This is a genomic window from Candidatus Margulisiibacteriota bacterium, from assembly GCA_041650855.1.
In the GTDB taxonomy this organism is placed as follows: domain Bacteria; phylum Margulisbacteria; class WOR-1; order O2-12-FULL-45-9; family XYB2-FULL-48-7; genus JALOPZ01.
Map to the genome: position 1 here is coordinate 252,471 of JBAZKJ010000001.1, position 17,000 is coordinate 269,470.

Annotated in this window: 16 protein-coding genes; 9 read left to right on the forward strand and 7 right to left on the reverse strand. The window is 53.4% G+C overall.

Annotated elements, in window-relative coordinates:
* Positions 1–44: 44 nt before the first annotated feature.
* The 5 genes from WC529_01310 to WC529_01330 all read right to left on the reverse strand — a co-directional run bounded on the left by WC529_01310 (position 45) and on the right by WC529_01330 (position 4,343).
* Positions 45–251 carry a hypothetical protein gene (locus WC529_01310; protein ID MFA5112914.1) on the reverse strand — a complete coding sequence of 69 codons (207 nt, stop codon included), beginning with the start codon at positions 249–251 and terminating at the stop codon, positions 45–47.
* A gap of 667 nt (positions 252–918) precedes the next feature.
* Complete coding sequence (locus WC529_01315; protein MFA5112915.1) at positions 919–1,554, reverse strand: hypothetical protein; 636 nt, start codon at positions 1,552–1,554, stop codon at positions 919–921.
* Positions 1,555–1,897: 343 nt separating this feature from the next.
* Positions 1,898–2,323 (reverse strand): very short patch repair endonuclease, encoded by a 426-nt coding sequence (locus WC529_01320; protein MFA5112916.1) that lies wholly within the window; start codon positions 2,321–2,323, stop codon positions 1,898–1,900.
* 8 nt (positions 2,324–2,331) lie between these two features.
* Positions 2,332–3,342, reverse strand: a complete 1,011-nt coding sequence (locus WC529_01325; GenBank protein MFA5112917.1) for a restriction endonuclease PLD domain-containing protein — start codon at positions 3,340–3,342, stop codon at positions 2,332–2,334.
* The gene (locus WC529_01330) at positions 3,339–4,343 is read right to left on the reverse strand and encodes a DNA cytosine methyltransferase (GenBank protein MFA5112918.1); all 1,005 of its coding nucleotides are present in this window, start codon (positions 4,341–4,343) and stop codon (positions 3,339–3,341) included. The genes WC529_01325 and WC529_01330 overlap by 4 nt, the downstream gene beginning before the upstream one ends.
* A gap of 266 nt (positions 4,344–4,609) precedes the next feature.
* Between WC529_01330 and WC529_01335 the strand changes: the two genes are divergently transcribed.
* The 7 genes from WC529_01335 (at position 4,610) to gatB (ending at position 11,868) form a co-directional block, all read left to right on the forward strand.
* Positions 4,610–5,014 (forward strand): hypothetical protein, encoded by a 405-nt coding sequence (locus tag WC529_01335; GenBank protein ID MFA5112919.1) that lies wholly within the window; start codon positions 4,610–4,612, stop codon positions 5,012–5,014.
* 278 nt (positions 5,015–5,292) lie between these two features.
* Positions 5,293–6,321: a tRNA (adenosine(37)-N6)-threonylcarbamoyltransferase complex transferase subunit TsaD gene (gene tsaD / locus WC529_01340; protein ID MFA5112920.1), complete on the forward strand. Its 1,029-nt coding sequence runs from the start codon at positions 5,293–5,295 to the stop codon at positions 6,319–6,321.
* 15 nt (positions 6,322–6,336) lie between these two features.
* Complete coding sequence (locus WC529_01345; protein MFA5112921.1) at positions 6,337–7,617, forward strand: HAMP domain-containing sensor histidine kinase; 1,281 nt, start codon at positions 6,337–6,339, stop codon at positions 7,615–7,617.
* 18 nt (positions 7,618–7,635) lie between these two features.
* Positions 7,636–7,917: an Asp-tRNA(Asn)/Glu-tRNA(Gln) amidotransferase subunit GatC gene (gene gatC / locus WC529_01350; protein ID MFA5112922.1), complete on the forward strand. Its 282-nt coding sequence runs from the start codon at positions 7,636–7,638 to the stop codon at positions 7,915–7,917.
* Positions 7,917–9,368, forward strand: a complete 1,452-nt coding sequence (gatA, locus tag WC529_01355; GenBank protein ID MFA5112923.1) for an Asp-tRNA(Asn)/Glu-tRNA(Gln) amidotransferase subunit GatA — start codon at positions 7,917–7,919, stop codon at positions 9,366–9,368. The genes gatC and gatA overlap by 1 nt, the downstream gene beginning before the upstream one ends.
* Positions 9,341–10,447: a hypothetical protein gene (locus tag WC529_01360; protein ID MFA5112924.1), complete on the forward strand. Its 1,107-nt coding sequence runs from the start codon at positions 9,341–9,343 to the stop codon at positions 10,445–10,447. Before gatA ends, WC529_01360 begins: the two co-directional genes overlap by 28 nt.
* Positions 10,429–11,868: an Asp-tRNA(Asn)/Glu-tRNA(Gln) amidotransferase subunit GatB gene (gatB, locus tag WC529_01365; protein ID MFA5112925.1), complete on the forward strand. Its 1,440-nt coding sequence runs from the start codon at positions 10,429–10,431 to the stop codon at positions 11,866–11,868. Before WC529_01360 ends, gatB begins: the two co-directional genes overlap by 19 nt.
* Here gatB and WC529_01370 read toward each other — a convergent pair.
* On the reverse strand, positions 11,860–13,743 hold the full coding sequence (locus WC529_01370; protein ID MFA5112926.1) for a hypothetical protein: 1,884 nt from the start codon (positions 13,741–13,743) through the stop codon (positions 11,860–11,862). The genes gatB and WC529_01370 overlap by 9 nt on opposite strands.
* A gap of 57 nt (positions 13,744–13,800) precedes the next feature.
* Here WC529_01370 and WC529_01375 point away from each other — a divergent pair, with 57 nt between their 5' ends.
* Both WC529_01375 and lpdA read left to right on the forward strand, forming a co-directional pair.
* Complete coding sequence (locus WC529_01375) at positions 13,801–14,412, forward strand: TatD family nuclease-associated radical SAM protein (GenBank protein MFA5112927.1); 612 nt, start codon at positions 13,801–13,803, stop codon at positions 14,410–14,412.
* Entirely contained in the window at positions 14,402–15,724 is a 1,323-nt protein-coding gene (lpdA, locus tag WC529_01380) for a dihydrolipoyl dehydrogenase (GenBank protein MFA5112928.1), read from the forward strand. The genes WC529_01375 and lpdA overlap by 11 nt, the downstream gene beginning before the upstream one ends.
* Here the strand turns inward: lpdA and WC529_01385 are convergent.
* Positions 15,721–16,992 (reverse strand): 6-phosphofructokinase, encoded by a 1,272-nt coding sequence (locus tag WC529_01385; GenBank protein ID MFA5112929.1) that lies wholly within the window; start codon positions 16,990–16,992, stop codon positions 15,721–15,723. The genes lpdA and WC529_01385 overlap by 4 nt on opposite strands.
* Between the last annotated feature and the right edge of the window lie 8 nt (positions 16,993–17,000).

Here is a 17,000-nt window from a genome sequence, read left to right on the forward strand (position 1 = left end):
GCGTCTTTTCCATAGCTGAGCCTCATACACAGCCCAATTGCCTGTTATAGATCAATTACAACTCCGCACTTTGAACATTTGATCGTTGCATCCATGATATCAAGCTCTGGACAACCACCTTCAACGATCATTCCCATTTTTCCGGCTGAGATCGTTACTTTATCCTTGAACTTTGCCATGCCTTCCTGAATGAATGCATTGTTACCACAGCCTGGGCATACATATGCAGACTTATTGCTATTATTCTTCATTTCAGTTTACCGTGCTTTCGATGTTACTTTGCCTTGAAAACATATATATTCTGTTGTCTATTTTATACACATAGCCATTCAGATAATACGCCGTACCGCTCACATATTCTAATATTCTCTTGGCGTCATTTTTCCCAACCTTAGTCAGAACTAAAACAACGTCATTCCCATCTATAAGGCTATTTGATATATATTTCACATGCTCATATCTACGAGGCAAGCAAACAATCGTTCCTTTGTCGTTCAATTTAGTTCCCTCAAGTAGAACCCGATCTGGATATTACATTTTTTGCACATAAACAGCCACCCTGCTCTTCCATATAAGGCAGCCCAGGTCTCCTGTGGGCTCCTAAAATACAGGCGTAATAGATCGCTACTGTTGCATTTCGGGCATTGAACCTTCGTTTGATTAAGCTTTTTTAATAGCTCACTATCATTATTCACCGCCTCAGTTTGCATGTCGTGATCCTGAATACATGTATTAATATCTTCACATGGGAAATTGATATTATTATTAACACTACCTGTGATTAAGGGGAGATTATAGTAAGAATCATTATTTAATTTATATTCGCTCATATTATTACTCGTACAACTGATTGCCTTTGGATTATATTCCTTTTTGATCAACTCGAACATCTTTCACAACGCTTTTGCATATATCAGGTCAGCGCCGCTCAGCCTTACTAATTTCCTCAAATAGTGGCTCAATATGATTAGCGATATTGTCTGGGCCTATAATATCTTCCTTGATTTTCGTTCCCGCAATAGGATCGCCCTTTGTCAGCACCCAAACATCATTTGGCTTGTCTTGTATATCCCAATTGGTCGCGCTCATAACAACCATCTGTATCCTTTCACCTGGCAGTTTAAATATTTTACTAAGCTCTTTTTTCCTTTTTATAAAGTCTGCGCCCCAGGTCAGTCTCGTTCTGCCCAATTGAGTTTTTGCTTCCAGTATATATATTGGTTTTCCTGCTTTTTTAATAATTATGTCGGGTCGATATTGCTTCATTTTTTCTTCAATAACTACGTCATATTTATTACCCAGATATGCTTTTAGATATGAAGCCACAGCGTCCTCGAAATAGTTTGATCCGGCAGGCTTGAGGTTTCTATTTATATTATCGCAATATTCTTCCTGCGCCTTATAGAAATAATACATTCTTAGCAATATGCCAATTGTAAATGCTTTTGATTTCAATCCGAGCTTTTTTGATGGTAATTTTGCTTTTGCTAAACTGTTTAGATAGCCCTGATAATGCCCATAAATCTGCTTCTCATTATTATCAATATTACTCATTTTATGCCCCCCACTCAACCACTGGCTCTGGCCCTATGGATACTATCGGTTGTGTTGATAATTATAGTCCGCGGATACAATAGTGTCCACAATGAAAGCATCCTCGTTCTATAAACCAGACGCTGAGTTGCTTAAGGCTATAGCCCTTGAGCTTAAGAATCTTCGCCAAGCAAAAGGGCTAACATTTGAAGGATTGTCCGAGCGCTCTGGCCTCCATGAGAAATATCTCCAGACCATCGAAAGAAATCACAGAAACATGTCTATAGCAGTATTTGTTCAGATAGCCAAATCGCTCCATGCGTCACCGGTCAAATTACTTGAGAAGGCAATGAAATCTAAATAGCTACTTAGAAGAACGAATAATCTTAACGATACTTGCGACTTCCCTCAAAGGAGCTTTTTTGATCTGATGCTCCCATATTCTTATTACCCTCCATCCCATCTTTTGTAGCGTGCGGTTTATTTTTCTGTCTCGCGATATATTCGATTCGATTTTATTTAGCCAGTATCTTCTGGGCAATCGCTGTTTTTGCACCCTAAACTTGTAGCCGTGCCAAAAATCTCCGTCAATAAATACAGCAATCTTTTTGCTCACAAATACTATGTCCGGCTTGCCCGGAAGTCCAGCGTAATGCTTTCTATATCTCAGACCTTGCGGATAAATAACAGAGCTTAATAATTGAAGAAAATGCTGTTCTAACTTAGTGTTCTTGCTTCTAATGAGGCTCATTATTCGACTTCGTTCAGGCCGAGAAAACACGTCAACCATAAAAAGCCTTAGAATTCCATGTAATATTCGCCGTCTCTAATTTTATAAAAACGGATTGTATCGTTTCCATACCTATCTAAGGTCTCTTGTGTTACGGGCGTTAGAGGGATAAGCGCCCCTGACCTTTGAAGCTTGTTTTTTATCCACTGGCCAAGAATCTGAAGATTGCTTCGTGAGCGGATATTTTTAAAATAATCACCGCTTGTTTTCATTGGGATAATATAGTCATCATCAGTATATGCTAGAAAATCGCCTTTTGGATATAAAGGATTAGCACTAATGCTTACTGGCGCAATAAGCTCGACTTCATACCATGGACGAGGAATAACCTTGCCTGTCGTACGCGCCCACCTACCCTTACCGAAATAAACATTTAAGCTAGATTTATCAGAAGATACAATGCGGGATAATGGGTAATCGAACCCATGCAAGACCGATTTATCAATAGTTGAAGAGTCGTACCTGTCCAGATCATCAAGATTTTGTGGCAATAGCTCGCGAGAGCCTGGGATGGTAATTTCAGCTTTCAGAATTGATGTTGATGTATCTTCTGAAAACAGAAATTCAATAAACGATTTTGCCTCTGCCTTTGTCCGCTCATCAATTATTTCTGCCGTACATTCAAGATTTTGCGATAAGCCGCTTCGAGAAAAGTTAGACGAACCAACGTAAACATTTTCATGATGACCGGGATGGCTAAAATAGTAGACCTTGCCATGGAAACGACGAGTATAGCAAACAAATATTCCGCTGTTTCCTTCAATGCTTCGCAGTCGATTTTCGACACTCAGTAAGTGCCTTAGATTTCTTTCTGCTAGGCCCTCATAAAAGGCCATGCCAACGAGAAGCCTAACAATTCCGCCTTTGTCAGCTATGCGATAGAAATCCTCTTCATATCTAGTGATAATATCGTCTGAAACATAACCGCTAGCGATAGCAACAGAACTTGAGCTTTTTATTTGCTTATCAACAACCTCAAGTAATTCTCCGCCATGGTCGTCATTATTCGCGTAAATCATTTCAACTTCCTAAAAAACTCATAAACTGCTTTTGCGATTGGTCTAATCCCTAAAGGTGGCACGGAATTGCCGATTTGTCTTCTTACTTCGGTTATTGACCCTGCAAATATAAAATCATCAGGATACCCAAACAAACGAGCGCGTTCCCGATTTGTTAAAGGACGAGGTTCTGCATAGTGGTACCCCCAAGTTCCTCCACCCCCACCAGCGATTATTGTAGTTGAAGGCTCATCTGGGTGTAACCGGCGATAAACATGGCTAATCATTCCTTTAACATAATAAGGCGAAGATTTTGGGATCGATGTGAAATTGCCTCCCGGCGGAATAAGCTCTAGCATTTTGCGGGTTTTATTGGCTATGTTTTGATGCTCATTGTTATGGGATACTTTTTCTACGCCAGCAAGAGCTTTTTTCGAAGACATATAATTATCAGGGGAATGGGTGGGCAAAGGCATCTCAAAATCAATGCGAATATTTTTTCGAACCCCAACAATTAATACCCGGTGCCTTTGCTGTGGTGCGCCATAATCAGCAAAGTTAATTCTATTAACCTTAACCCTGTATCCAACCTTGTCGAAATCGCCTACAATTTGCTCAACCGCCTTCCCGTCATTAGCGGTTAAAATCCCTTTAACATTCTCAGCAATAAACATTTGAGGCCTTTTTGCGTCAACCATTCGAACATAATGTCGATACAGGTTGCCACGCTCTGTGTTTATTCCACCTCGTTTCCACAACATTGAAAAATCTTGGCATGGGAAACCCCCAAGTATCAAATCACAGTCGGGAATATCCTTCGTTTTTATATCTGCTATGTCGCCTTCAACAATATGATTTCCAAAATTAATTTTATATGTTTCGCAAGCCCAATGATTAAAATCGTTCGCCCATAAAACAGAAAACCCCTCTTGCGTAAACCCAAGATCTAATCCCCCACACCCTGCAAACAATGAAATTGCCTTGGGGCTGAGCCTTGAGTTCTTCTTTTGTTTATTCAGCATATTTGTTCATATTTTACGACAAAAGCTTTGGCATTTACAAGACTATTGCTTTTGCCTGGACCTTGTACTTGTTGACAGCACCATTATGAATTAGAGCGATCTCCACTGCAAGCTTCCTTTTCGAATAAAATAGCACCGCCGGCCTAAATTCTAATTGTTTGCAATCAAACACTTGGAGGCTTAACATTTGAGGCTGCTCATACATTTACTATCTTTTTCAGATATAATATAATAACAAGGATAGAGAGTTACGGCAAAGGCGCTTTATGACAAAGTTAAAAAGATTGAATGACAGCAAAGACATCATAAGAGGTTCGATTGTAAAACTTGTACTGGGACGGAGAGATCCGGGCGAGGGAGAAGAGAAGTACAGGGTCGTAGAGGATAATGGCAATCGCATAGTGATAGAGCTGCTGAATTCATCGATGCAAATTATTCCACAACAGACGGTATTGAAATCCGATGTAATGCTTGCAGATTCGAGTGGCAATGTTGATAGATCTGAAGTTATCAAGCTCCTAGATCAAGGATTAGAAGTTGATCAAGTTGCAGAGAAAATACTCAAAGCAAAGGGCATTAGGCCATCTGATATTCCAACTTATGTAAATCCAAAGGCAGAATTGCTTGAGGATGAGATCGGTAAAATCTATCAAGAGTGGTTGAACAAGTAACTCCCCCATACTTAGTTTCATAGTTGCCTAAATTTTACTTTATCGATTACCCAGGGTTAAATCGCACCCTCAATATTTGTTGGTAGAATAACAAATACGATTTTAATGTAAAATCAATCATGAGAAAGCAATAAATATGCCGTCTGAAGTCAGTTTAGTTTATATCCAGACCACGCTAGAACGCAGCTAGATGAATTATTGATGCCAACCCGGCATATTTCATCATTTAGCCTTAGCAAGTGAATCTAATAGCATCTCTGGTATATGTTATAATCTCAATGAATATTGAAAGGAGAAACCTGGCTGTGCTCTTGTTAGCTATCGAAACTTCCTGCGACGAAACTTCCGCCGCCGTTCTGAAGGACGGGCGGGAAGTATTGTCTAACGTCATCTCCTCGCAGATCGAGTTCCATAAAAAGTACGGCGGGATCGTGCCGGAGGTCGCCGCCCGGAAGCATATCGAGGTCATTACCCCGGTCATCCAGGAGGCGATCGATAAGGCCGGCGTCGGCTTTAAAGAGCTCGACGCCGTCGCCGTCACCTACGGGCCGGGCTTGGTCGGCTCGCTGATCGTCGGCCTCTGCGCAGCAAAGGCCATGGCTTGGTCGCTTGGCAAACCGCTTATCGGGGTTAACCATCTGGAAGGGCATATCTATGCGAACTTTCTACTCCCTACTAACCACCCCCCGTTCCCTTTCATCTGTCTCCTCGTCTCCGGCGGACACACCATGATCATCAAGGTTAACGGGCACGGACAGTACGAGACCCTCGGCCGGACTAGGGACGATGCGGCCGGCGAAGCGTACGACAAGGTCGCGCGACTCCTCGGCCTCGGCTACCCCGGCGGGCCGGTGATCGACCAATTGGCCAAAACCGGCGACCCGAAAGCCGTCCGCTTCACCCGCCCGATGCTGCATGACGGGTACGATTTTAGTTTCAGCGGGATCAAGACTGCCGTGGTCAATCTGGCGACCCGCGACCCGCGACCCGCGACCCAAGATATCGCGGCCAGCTTTCAACAGGCAGTGGTCGACGTCCTAGTCGAGAAAACGGTCCGCGCGGCGCTGGATCACGGCTGCAAAACAGTGACGATCGCCGGCGGCGTTTCGGCTAATTCGCTTTTAAGGTCTCAATTGCCGGAACGCGGAAAAGCCGAAGGATTGAACGTCCTGATCCCCCCGTTCGAATATTGCACGGACAACGCGGCGATGATCGCCTGCGCCGCTTTTTATCAAATATCGACCCGCGACTCGCGACCCGTGACCCGTGACCTGGAGCTTTCCCCCGTTGCCAGCCTAAAGATATAGGTCTATAATCTGCCCATGCCCGTAAAGCTGACCGAGAAGCAGCAGATCGCCCTCTGGTACGTCCGCCTCCGCTGGGGCGCGATCATCATTATGCTGATGGTGATCTGGACCTCGCTCTATCCCGGCAAACTTCAGTTCCCGCTCCTCCCCTGTCTGGCGATCATTTTTCTGGCGGCCGTTTACAACCTGATCTTCCCTTCCCTGATCAAGCGCTTTGGTTTTTTCTCCGAGAGCGTCCTTTTCACCTACCTGCGCGCTTCGCTCGACATCCTGGTCATTTCCTTGATGGTCCATTTTACCGGCGGCGTGGAAAGCCCTTTTACCTTTCTTTACATTCTTGAGCTGGCGACCCTCGCCTTTTTCAGTTATGAACAGATCGCTTATCTGCTGGCCGCCCAATCGGCCGTTTTTTACGTTGTCGTCCTCCACCTGGAAGCTTACAATTTTATCGAACACTATCGGCTGATCTCCTTGCCCGGCACTCTTTACCTGAGCGCGCCGTACGGGTTGTCCAAAGCGCTCTCCCTGTTCCTGTGCTCCTGCCTCATGGTCTACATCGCCGCCTACCTCGCCGACAAGCTCCGGGAAAAACAGCGGCAGATCGAGGCGCTGAGCAACGCGCAGGCCGACTTCGTCAACATGGTAATGCACGAGACCAAAAGCCCGCTTACCTCGATCATCGGCTACACCGACATCCTCGCCTCCGGCGGCCTGGGCGAGGTCGCAGAGAAGTTCCGGGACCCCCTGAACGTCATCAAGCGGCAATCGAACCGCATCCTGTTAATGGTCAACGACCTGCTCAGTCTCGCCCGCCTCGAATCGGGCCGGACCAAGATCGATAAAAAACCGGCCGAGCTGGCAGAGCTCGCCAACCACGTGATCGAGGAGATCGGCCCGTCGCTGAACGCGAAGAACCTGAAACTGATCCAGGAGATCGATCCGAAGACCCCGCCGGTCGGCATCGACGAAGACAAGATCCTCGAGGTCTTGACCAACCTCTTGTCCAACGCGATCAAGTTCTCGAGCGACGGCGGCCGGATCTTCCTGACGATCGCTCCCCAGGGAAAAGAGGTCCAGGTCGCTATCCGGGACGAAGGGATCGGGATCCGGTCGGTCGATCTCCCCCACATTTTCGAGAAGTTCTACCGGGCCAGCAAGGAATCGGCCGAGCGCAAGGGGACCGGGCTCGGGCTGGCGCTCACCAAGCTGATCGTCGAAGCGCACGGCGGCCGGCTCTGGGCGGTCTCGGCCGGCCCGGGCCAGGGCGCGGTTTTTTACTTTACCCTCCCCCTTTAAGCTTGCTATAATGGCCGCATGGATATCGACGTCGAACATGTCGCCCGCCTAGCGCGGCTCGGCCTGTCGGAAGAAGAAAAAAAACTTTTCGCCAAGCAACTCTCCGCCATCCTCGATTTTGCCGCCAGTCTGCAAAAATTGGACACCGGCAGCGTTCCGCCGACGGCGCACGCCATCCCCATGAAGAACGTCCTGCGCGAGGATAAAGCCGTCCCCTGCGCCAACGTCGACGATATCCTGGCCAACGGGCCGGATGTCGAAGACCACATGTTCAAAGTGCCCAAGATAATCGAGGGCTAATGCACAATAAAACGGCGCACGAACTGAATAGTTTACTGACCGGCAAAAAGGTCGGTTCCGTGGAGTTGACCAAGGCACTTTACGACCGGATCGCCGCTACGGACGACAAAGTCAAAGGCTATGTCACCCTGACCCGGGACGAAGCGCTCAAACAGGCCGCGGCGGCCGATGAGCGGATCAAAAAAAACGATCACGTTACCCCGCTGACCGGCATCCCGATCGCGGTCAAGGACAATTTTTGCACCAAAGGGATCAAGACCACCTGCAGCTCCAAAATATTGGCTAATTACCTCCCGCCCTACGACGCCACGGTCGTGACCAAATTAAAAGAGGCCGGCGCCGTGCTCCTCGGCAAGACGAACATGGACGAATTTGCCATGGGCTCTTCGACCGAGAACTCCGCCTTCTTCCCGACCCGCAACCCCTGGGACCTGGGGACGGTACCGGGCGGTTCGTCCGGCGGTTCCGCCGCCGTGGTCGCCGCCCGTGAAGCGGTCATGGCGACCGGTTCGGACACCGGCGGTTCGATCCGCCAACCGGCCTCGTTCTGCGGCGTCGTCGGCCTGAAGCCGACCTACGGCCGCGTTTCCCGCTACGGCCTGGTCGCTTTCGCTTCTTCGCTCGACCAGATCGGCCCGCTGACCCGCGACGTGACCGATACGGCGCTGCTGCTCGGCGCGATCGCCGGCCACGACCCGCTCGACGCCACTTCGGTCGACCGGCCGGTCCCTGACTACCGCCAGGCGCTGGTCAATGACGTGAAAAAAGTCCGGGTCGGTCTGATCAAAGAGCTGATGGGCGCAGGGATCGCGCCGGAAGTGCGGCAAGCGGTCAAGACGGCGGCCGACCGGCTTGCCGGTTTGGGGGCGGAGATCGTGGAAGTCTCGCTCCCCTCTTTCGCCTACGCGGTCGCCACCTATTATTTGATCGCCCCGGCCGAAGCGAGCTCGAACTTGGCCCGTTACGACGGCGTTAAATACGGGCACCGGAGCACCGACCACAAAGACCTGATCTCGATGTATTACAGCACCCGGCGCGCCGGGTTCGGCGCGGAAGTCAAACGCCGGATCATGCTCGGCACCTACGCCCTCTCCGCCGGCTATTACGACGCTTATTACCTGAAGGCGTTGAAAGTCCGGACGCTGATCAAGCAGGACTTTGAAAAAGCTTTCAGCCGCTGCGACGTCCTGGCCTCGCCCACGGCGCCGACCGTCGCCTTTAAGCTCGGGGAAAAAGCGGCCGACCCGCTCGCTATGTACCTGTCGGACATCGCCACGATCCCGGTCAATCTGGCCGGGCTGCCCGCCCTCTCCCTCCCTTGCGGATTTACCGGCAACCTGCCGATCGGCTTGCAGCTGATCGGCCAGGCCTTCGCCGAAGAGACGCTCCTGCGCGTCGCCTTTACTTACGAACAGAACAGCGAATGGCACCAGAAATCCGCTGCAATTTAACGCTCGCCCTTCTCGTTTGCCTGGCGGCGGCCGCCCTGGCGGCCAGCAAGGCCGACATTAAAAAGTTCCCCCCGGTCGCCGGCGAGATCTACGGCCAGGCGGCGTCCGGCGTCCGCTCGATCTCGGTCAACGGCAAACCGGTCACTTTTGACGCCAGCCAGAATTTTAAGGCAAATGTCCGGATGAAAGCGGGGGAAAAATATCTGGTCCTGCGGATCAACTACGAGGGCTTAAGGATCATCAAGAAATACCTGATCCTGCGCAAATCGGCGATCAAGAAGTTCAAGGTCTTCGTGCCGAAAGAAAAGCTGGAGAAAGAGCTCAAGGCGATCAAGCTTTCCCCCGAGGAAAAGCTCCGGCAGAAGCGGGAAAAACTGCTGGCGCAGAAGAAAAAAGCGGAAGCCGCCCGGTTGTTCGCGCAAGAGCGGAAGCTGCAGGCGGAGAACAACTGGCTCAAGCGGGTCGCCTCGCCCAAATTCTACCAGAACGAGTTCAAGCTGAAGCCCGGCTCGACTCCCGAAGGATTGGCGCTGGCGATCGCGCTGGACAATCCACAGCTCAAGCTGCAGCCGGCCGGCACGGCGCTGGAACAGCTGAACACCATCCTGAAAGTGCCCGATTTTTACGACCTGATCAAGCGGAGCGGCAAGAAACCGAAGTTGACGCCGCAGCTCAAGCGGCTGATCGCCGAGACGGCGGCGTTCCGCGGCAAACCGTTCGCCAAATTGTCGGCCTATCAGCAGAAGAAAGTGATGCTGCTCAACCGTTTATTGATCGAGACCCTGTACGCCGCCGCGCCGGCCCGCCAGGTCTGGGAAACCGCGGCCGGGCAAAAAGCGGGCCCGGCGGGGCCGAAAACGGTCGAATACCTCTATGTCTGGGAATTCGGCGACGGCAAGCTCCTCCTGGTCAAGGAGTACAAAGGGCAGTATTCGGCCGAGATCAATATCCCGGTCTCCAAACAGTGGCTCGACCTGAAAGGGTTGTCGGAAAAAGAGCTGCGGGAACTGATCGAACAACCGGTCTCCCAACCGAAAAAGAAATGGAATATAATAAAACCATGGGGCTCGAAACAGTAATCGGGCTGGAGGTCCACGCCCAGCTCCTAACGGAGAGCAAGATGTTCTGCGCCTGCCCGAACAAGTTCGGGGCGCGGCCGAACACCAATATCTGCCCGATCTGCACCGGCCAGCCGGGCGTCCTGCCGGTCACGAACCGGAAAGCGGTCGAACTGGCGATCAAGACGGCGATCGCGCTCGGCTGCACGATCGAGCCGAGCAGCGTTTTTGCCCGCAAGCACTACTTCTACCCCGACCTGCCGAAGAACCTCCAGATCTCGCAGTACGAGCTGCCGCTGGCGACCAAGGGTTCCCTGGAGATCGAGGTTGACGGCGTAAAGAGGAAGATCGGGATCACCCGCGTCCATCTGGAAGAGGACGCCGGCAAGCTGGTCCACAAGGGAGCGGCCCGGATCATGGGGGCCGGGGAATCGCTGGTCGACTACAACCGGACCGGCACCCCGCTGATGGAGATCGTCTCCGAACCGGATATCCGCTCGGCGAAAGAAGCGGCCGTTTACACCGAAACGCTGGCGAACCTCCTCCGCTACCTTGCCGTCTGCGACGCCAAGATGGAAGAAGGCTCGCTCCGCTGCGACGCCAACATATCCCTCCGTCCGGCCGGGCAAAAGGAGTTCGGCACCAAGACCGAGGTCAAGAACATCAACTCGTTCCGGGCGATCGAGAAAGCGCTTCTGGCCGAGGAAAAACGCCATGCTGAGGTCCTGGCGGAAGGCGGTAAGATCATTCAGGAAACCCGCTTCTTCGATGACGTTACGGAGACGACGACCGGGATGCGCGGCAAAGAGTACGCCCACGATTACCGTTACTTCCCCGAACCAGACCTGGTCCCGGTCGAACCGCCGGCGGAATGGGTCGAGCAGATCAAACAGACGATCGGCGAACTCCCCTGGCAAAGAAAAGAACGCTTTATCGGCCTCGGCATCCCGGCGGAAACCGCCGGACTTATCGTTAACGACAAGTCGCTGGCCGACTTCCTGGACGAAGCGGTCAAGCTAAAGGCAAAAGCAGCGGCCGTCGCCAACTGGCTGATCGGTGACCTGACCGCTTATAGTAAAGAGACCAAAAAAGCGTTCGCCGAGCTCAACTTCAAGCCGGCCCAGCTGGCCGAGCTGCTGCAGCTGATCGAACAAGGGACATTGAGCAATAAGATCGCCAAGGAAGTTCTTTTCACCGTGCTAAAGACCGGCAAACAGGTCAAGGACGTTATTGCCGAATCGGGGATGACGCAGATCAGCGGTGAAGATGAGCTTCTAAAGATCGCTCAGGAAGTGGTCAAGAATAATCCGCAGCAGGTCGAACAGTACAAGGGCGGCAAGGAAGCGGTGATGATGTTCTTTGTCGGCCAGATGATGAAAGCGACCAAGGGGCGAGCGAACCCGGAAGTGGCGACGAAACTGCTAAAACAAGCTTTAGGCTGATATTTCCCGAAAACGGAGCCCCATCGCTACTGCTTCCCGCCGAAAGGCCCGGCCCAAAACTTCCCCATCGGTCCCCAGCGTTTCCACCAGCTCGCTGGCCAGCGCGGGAAAAGCCGGCGCCTGCGCCTGGACCTCTTTAGGCTCGACCGTCCGCTCGTGCCGGTTGGCGAAATCGGCGTTCATCAGCACCAGATACCTGGCCGCGTTGCTCAGGCCAACCTGCAGCTCGGCGTTGATCTTGGCGATGGTTTCCAGGTTCTTGCCGACCAGGCCGAGGACTTCCCGCCTTAGCCGGGCAAGCTCCTTTTTTTTCGTCGCCAGCGACGTCCGGGCCTCCCAGATCTGCCCCCGCTCGACCTGAAAATTGAGCCTGATCTCATTAGTCAGCTGGAGAAAATGCTGTTTTTGTTCCAGCCGCCCGCGGACCCGCTGCAAAGCCTGTTTAACACCGACCACCCGGCTCTTCGCCCGCCGGAGCCAGTCTTCCCGCAGTTCGCCCCGTAAAAAAGTCCCCATATAGGCGCCCAACCGGGCTTCTACCTTAAAAACGGTTTCCAGATCAAAAAGCATTTCCGGCCGGACGATCTCGGCGACGACTTGCCCGGCGAAATCGGCCAGCTGCCGCCCGATCTTCTCTTCCACTTCCCTTTCCAGGGTGACAAAACGCCAGTGCTGGGCGGCTAGCTCCTCGTTGCGCGCTTCCAGGTCGTTCTCGGCCAGCGACAGCAAACTTTTGGCCATGCGGAGCGCCTGGTCGGTGCCGACCCGGGCAAGCTCCAGCGCCCCTTCCATTTCGCTCCGCGCCTTCTCTTTCTTGGCCGCGTTAAAAGCGGAAAAACTTAAATAGAGCTCGAATAACCGGTCCCAGCGGTCGGGATAATGCTGCTTGAGGGCGGCGACGTCCATCATCGTCAGGAAGTTCTCCGTCCGCTCCTCCTCGATCGACTCCCGGATATGCCCGAGCATGCTGAGCAGCTCCGGCGTCCGGACCTCGCTGACCACTTTATCTTTCTGCTTGAGGCCAAGCTCGGTCCGGCGGAAACCGCTGGTTCGCACCTGCCAGAGCCCTTTGTTCCGGTATTCGATCTTGACCTCTTTCGGCCGGGCGGCGGTCCGCTCCACGATCTGGCGGGTCAAGACCGTTTCCAGGGAGTCAAAGACCGACGTCAGTTTCGCTTCGGCCGCCGGGTTGTTCTGGAGGCCGATCAGCACGGCGGCGATCTCGATCCCCTCTTTGAGCTGCTGCCGTTCGGTCGTTCGGCCGAACGGGAAATCGGCCGCCAGGCGGCCGCAAAATTCTTGCAACGCGATAAAAGCCGGGGTCAGGCCCGGTTTCTCCCCGCGCTTGACCAGTTTGGAGCGCTCTTCCCCGGCGACGAACAGGTCGATCCGCAGGCGCATGACCGCCTTGAACAGGAAGAGGGTCGCGAGCATCTGGTCGCCTTTCATTTTGGGGAGGGCGTCGTCCATGATCCGGCGGAAATCGGCCAGCTGGAGCGGTTGGTATTTCGGGGTCAGGTCGATAAAGCCCAGCTCCTGTTTCAAGCCGGCCTTGCGCAGGTCAAGCACGCCGTCGTTCGCGCAGATCAGGTTGCCGACAAAACCCATCGACCGGAGCTCCTGCAGGACCTTTTGGTTCTGGACCTCGGCCAGCACTGCCGGCACCACGAGCTTTTCAATCGGCAAAGCCAACCGGTCCAGGCGAACCAGGGTCTTGATAAACTCCCGGGTCATTTCCGGCCGGAGCAGAGCCAGCCTTTTCAGGTTCGCTTCCGACTCACGGCTGATCAGCGCGCGGGCCGGCTTGCCGTGGCGCAGCAGGTCGATCACCCGTCCTACCCGCCGATCGATCTTGGGGGTCGAGGTCATTGCCATATCAATTGTTTTTCGCTTGTTATACGGGCAAATTTCACAATATGTTATAATTTAACCATGAGCGCGATCGCCTACCCGGTCGGGAATTCCCTGTACCTGAATATCACCAACCGCTGCACCAACGAATGCCCGTTCTGTATCCGGAGCAAGAGCCGGAAGTTCAACCGGGAGTTCGACCTCTGGCTGGACAAAGAACCGACCGCGGACGAGCTGCTCGCCGCCATCGGCGATCCCCATAAGTATGACCAGATCGTCTTCTGCGGCTACGGCGAACCGACTATCCGGCTGGAAGTTATCAAAGAGGTTTCCGCCCGACTCGCGACCCGTGACCCGCGACCCGTGACCCGGTTGGACACGAACGGCCACGGAAACCTGTTCTGGGGCAGGAATATCCTCCCGGAGCTGAAAGGGTTGATCGACAAGGTCTCTGTCAGCCTCAACGCGGAGAACGCGGAAGTTTATAACCGGATCTGCAAGCCGCTGCAAGGCGTCAAAGCATACGGCGCGATGATCGATTTCATTAAGGAAGCGAAGAAATACATACCCGAAGTCGAAGCGACGGTCGTCGATCTCCCCGGGATCGACAAGGAAAAATGCCGGCAGATCGCCGCCGATCTTGGTGTACAATTCCGGCTAAGACCGTATTACGAGGAGACTTATGTCCGATAAGTTCGATGTCATCGTTTTAGGCGGCGGGCCGGGCGGCTACGTGGCCGCGCTCCGGGCAGCGCAGCTCGGCGCGAAAGTCGCCCTGATCGAAAAAGACCAGGTCGGCGGGACCTGCCTCAACCGCGGCTGCATCCCGACCAAGGCGCTGATCGCCTGCACCAACCTCTACGAAAAGATCAAGAAGGCCGACAGCTACGGCATCACCGTCGGCAGCCCCGCCATCGATCCGGCCAAGATCGTCGAACGGAAAAACCTACTTGTCGGCAAGATCGTCAAGAATCTCCAGAAACTGATCGAGCAGAACGGGATCGAGGTTATCCAGGGCGAAGGCAAGGTAAAAGACCCGGGCCTTGTGCGAGTTGGAAACCGCGACGTTCAGTCGCGGGCGCTCATCCTCGCTACCGGCTCCTCCCCTGCCTCCCTGCCGGGAATAAAGTTCGACGGCGACCGCTATCTCTGCAGCGACGACGCTCTGGAGCTCAAGTCGGTGCCGGACAAGATCAACCTGGTCGGCGGCGGGGTGATCGGTATCCACTTCGCGCTGATCTACAGCGCCCTCGGCGCCGCGGTCACGATCTACGAAGCGCTCCCCGAGATCCTCGCCGGGATCGACGAAGAGGTCGTCGCCACCGTCAAGCGGCTCCTGAACCGGCGGAAGATCAATGTCCTGACCGGTACGCGGTTCGACCCGGCTAAGGCCGAAGGAAAAACTTTGATCTGCGTCGGACGGACGCCAAATGTAAAAGGGACTGAGGGACTGGGGACCAGGATGGAAGGGAAGAGTATCTGGGTCAATGAGAAGATGGAGACGAGCGTTCCCGGCGTCTACGCGGTCGGCGACCTGGTCAGCAAAAAGATGCTCGCCCACGTCGCTTATGAACAGGGGGCGATCGCGGCAGAGAACGCCCTGGGCGGCAATAAGATTTTTAACTACGATTGCGTCCCGATCGGCATCTACACCAACCCGGAAATCGCCAGCGTCGGCCTGACGGAAAAAGAGGCGCGGGAAAAAGGGCTGACCGTTAGGATCGGCAAGTTCCCTATGGCCGCCCTGGGGATCGCTCAGGCGATGGGCGAGATCGAAGGGTTCGTCAAAGTCGTGGCCGACGACCAGGGCAAACTGCTCGGCGTCCATATTTTGGGAGCGGAAGCGACCAGCATCATCGGCGCGGCGACTTTAGCGTTAAAACAAGGCTTAAAGATCGAGCAATTAGCGGCAACTTTCCAGGCTCACCCCAGCTACCCCGAAGCTCTCCACGAAGCGTCGCTGGCGGTCCTCAGCCGCAGCCTGCATAACCTCAACCAGCGTTAAAGCGGTTTCTTGTCCTTGAGGAACGGATACTGCGCCGCCATGATCAACCGCATAAAATCACCCCGGGGATCGATAAAGCGGTTCCGCACCTTCATTGTCGTCCGGTCGATCAGGTCGGCGAACGGCATGCTGCCGATCTGGAATCCCTGGTGCAGGTCGTTATAGACCGAGACCATCTGCCCAAACTTGCCGGCGGCGACCAGGTCGAACGCGCCGAGCCCGAGCGCCAGTCCCAGGACCACGTCGTAAGCGCACGGGTCCTCGCAGCGGGTGACATAACCTTCCGGTTCGGAGAGCGCTTTTTTCACGTAGACCGCTTTTTCCTTGAGCCTGATCTGGATCCTTTTCGCCAGCATGTCGCCGATCTTGGCGGCGGCAAGTTTAACATGGCCGTGTTCGTCCTGTTCCTTGGGCTTCTGTGAGTTCGGTAATTTTTCGACCAGCCCTTCGGAAATGACCACGATCGTGTAGAGCTTGCCCGCTTTCTCCCGCTCCAGGATCAGCGCGGTGGTCCGGTCGGCGATCTGGTCGATATTGATCCGCCCCGGGAACATCTCGGGGGTCAGGATCAAATTGGCGTTGCCGTGCAGGCCGGTGCCGGCCGTCAACCAGCCGGCCTTGCGCCCCATGCATTCGATGATGAAGCAGGCGTCGGTCGTCTGGGCGTCTTTCCGGTAGTTGCGCAGGTCTTCGCCCCCTTTCTGGGCGGCGGTCCAGAAACCGAACGTCCACGGGATGCCGTAGTAATCATTATCGATCGTTTTCGGCACGTGGACGGTCGGCATGCCGAGCCGGGAAAGGTAATAAGCGGTCTTGAGCGTATCGTCGCCGCCGATCGAGATTAGCGCGCCGACCCGCAGCTGCCGGAACACTTCGATCACCTGCCGCAGTTTTTTGGTCTTTTCCGGGTCCTTGAGGTCGGCCTCGCTCCTAATCTCCACCTCGCCCAGTTTGCCGGGATTGGCCCGCGAAGTCTTAAGGATAACGCCCCCCTTCTCCCTGAGCCCGTCGACCATTTGGTGGGTCATCTCCAGATAATGGGTCCCGGGCTTAAAAGCGTCGGCCGGCAATTTTTCCAGATAATTATAACCGCGATAAAAACCGAGGACCGGGATATGCCGGTTAAGCAGCAGGTGGGTCGCCATCTCGATCACCGCGTTGGCGCCGGCCGCCGGACCGCCGGAGAAGACGATGCCGACTTTCTCCTGCCGCTGCGCCAGCCTGTTGAGATAACGGCTGTTCTTGCAGATACTGGTGACCGGACTCATGCCTGTTT